The organism is Micromonospora sp. NPDC051196 (genome assembly GCF_040682415.1).
In the GTDB taxonomy this organism is placed as follows: Bacteria; Actinomycetota; Actinomycetes; order Mycobacteriales; family Micromonosporaceae; genus Micromonospora.
Genome location: NZ_JBFBAY010000012.1, coordinates 1 through 2,283, shown reverse-complemented (window position 1 = coordinate 2,283; position 2,283 = coordinate 1). Strand labels below are relative to the sequence as shown.

Genomic DNA, 2,283 nt, shown 5'->3' with positions numbered 1-2,283 from the left:
GGGGGGGCCCCCCGGGGGCCCGGGGGGTTGGGGGGGGGCGTGTTACCCGCCGCCGGGGGCGCCTACCTGTCGCCCTCTCCCCAGCCCCCCCCCCTCCCCCGGGGGGGCGCCCCCCCCCCCGCCGCCCCCCCACCACCGGCGGGTCAGCCCTTGACGCTGCCGGCGAGCAGTCCGCGAACGAAGTAGCGCTGCAATGACAGGAACACGATCAGCGGTACGACGATCGAGACGAACGCGCCGGAGGTCAACCGTTGCCATTCGTTGCCCCGGGTGCCGGCCAGTTCGGCCAGGCGCACGGTGAGCGGCGCGGTGACCTCGCTGCCACCAGCGAAGATCAGCGCGACCAGCAGGTCGTTCCAGACCCAGAGGAACTGGAAGATGGCGAACGCGGCCAGGGCGGGTGCGACCAACGGCAGGACGATGGTGCGGAAGATCTTGGGGTGGGTGGCCCCGTCGACCCGGGCCGCCTCCATCAGATCCTTGGGCAGTTGCGAGATGAAGTTGTGCAGCAGGAACACGGCGAACGGCAGCGCGAAGCAGGTGTGTGCGAACCACACCTGGGCGAAGTTCTGTGCGCCGTCGAGGTTCCAGGCGGGCATCAGGGTGATGCCGCCCAGGCTGACTCCGCGCGAGAAGAAGCTGAGCAGCGGCACCAGGGCCATCTGCAACGGCACGATCTGGAGCGCGAAGATGGCGATGTAGAGCCAGTCCCGGCCGCGGAAGTTGATCCAGGCCAGCGCGTACGCGGCCAGCGCGGCGAACGCGAGTGGGAACAACACCGACGGCACGGTGATGACCAGCGAGTTGATGAAGTAGTTGGCGAGTTGCCCGGAGGAGGCGTTCTGCCCGAACAACACGTCCTGGTAGTTCTGCAGGGTGAACTGCGGATCCCGGAAGGCCGTCCACCAGCCGGTGGACTTCAACTCCGCCTCCGGCCGGAACGAGGAGATGAACAGGCCGAAGGTGGGGATCGTCCAGACCACCGCGATGACGATCGCGGCCACGGTCGCCGTGCGGCTGTTGAGCCGCTTGCGTACCCGTGACGCCCGGGTGGAACCCGCGTCGGTCTGCTGGGCGCCGACCGCGGCCGGGGGGGTGGTGGTGGTCATCTCAGCCCTCCCGTCGCTGCTGACGCAGGTTACGGATCTGGAAGATCACGATCGGTACCACCAGGATGAAGAGGAACACCGCGAGCGCGGAGCCCTGCCCGTTCTGGCCGTACCGGAACGCTTGGTTGTACATCTCGTTGGCGATCACGCTGGTGTCGTAGTTGCCGTTGGTCGTGGTACGCACGATGTCGAAGACCTTCAGCGTGGCGATCGAGATGGTGACCACCACGACGATCAGCGCCGGCCGGATGCTCGGCATGGTGATCTGCCAGAACATCTGCCACGGGCTGACCCCGTCGAGGCGGGCCGCCTCCACGATGTCCGCCGGGATGGACTTGATCGCCGCGGAGAGCACCACCATGGCGAAACCGGCCTGGATCCACACCATGATCACAATGAGCAGCAGCGTGTTCAGCGGTGAGTCCAGCAGCCACTGCCGGGGTTCGCCGCCGAGGCTGACCACGATCTGGTTGAGCAGACCGATCTGCTCCTGGTCCTCGCCCCGGTAGGCGTACACGAACCGCCAGATGATGCTGGCGCCGACGAACGAGATCGCCATCGGCATGAAGATCAGTGACTTGGCGACGGATTCCAGTCGGGCCTTGTCCACCAGCACGGCGTAGATCAGGCCGATGGCGGTGGCGGCCAGCGGCACCAGCGTCACCCAGACCAGGGTGTTGAGCAGGACCCGGACGATCGCGTCCTCGGCGAACATCCAGCGGTAGTTGTCCAGGCCGACCCAGTTCTGGCTGCTGCCGTCCATGAACGACAGCAGGGTGGTCCGGATCGCCGGGACGACCAGGCCGATCAGCAGCAGCAACACCGTCGGCAGCAGGAAGAACAGCGCGAAGAACCCGTCACGTTGTTTGGGCCGTCGGGGCAGCGGGGCCCCGCTGGCGGACGCGGCGACGAGTTGCGCCTCGCGACGCCGGGCGAAGTAGGACGGCACCGCGTCGAGCACGAAGAGCAGGCCGCCGACCACCACTGCGAAGGCGACCAGCCCCCACAGCAACATCATCAGTTTCGGCGCCTGGTCGGCGAAGTCGAAGTTCATCAACCCTCCCAGGGGTTTACTCAACGGAACCGGTGGGCCGGTCCACTCGAACACCCAGCCCTCGCAGATCGCCGCCGCCCGTTCCAGCGACTGCACCGGCCCGTGCGCGGCGGAGAGCTG

General features: G+C 67.5%; 2 protein-coding genes. Both read right to left on the bottom strand.

Features of this window, described 5'->3' with window-relative positions:
- Nucleotides 1–143 precede the first annotated feature (143 nt).
- The gene (locus AB0M35_RS21670; RefSeq protein ID WP_363747375.1) at nt 144–1,109 is read right to left on the bottom strand and encodes a carbohydrate ABC transporter permease; all 966 of its coding nucleotides are present in this window, start codon (nt 1,107–1,109) and stop codon (nt 144–146) included.
- A 1-nt stretch (nt 1,110) separates the two neighbouring features.
- Nucleotides 1,111–2,163, bottom strand: a complete 1,053-nt coding sequence (locus AB0M35_RS21665; RefSeq protein WP_363747592.1) for a sugar ABC transporter permease — start codon at nt 2,161–2,163, stop codon at nt 1,111–1,113.
- Nucleotides 2,164–2,283: the final 120 nt, after the last annotated feature.

Excerpts from the sequence above, each read along its gene's own strand:
- AB0M35_RS21670 (WP_363747375.1), bottom strand. The coding sequence starts at position 1,109 with ATGACCACCACCACCCCCCCGGCCGCGGTCGGCGCCCAGCAGACCGAC.
- AB0M35_RS21665 (WP_363747592.1), bottom strand. The coding sequence starts at position 2,163 with ATGAACTTCGACTTCGCCGACCAGGCGCCGAAACTGATGATGTTGCTG.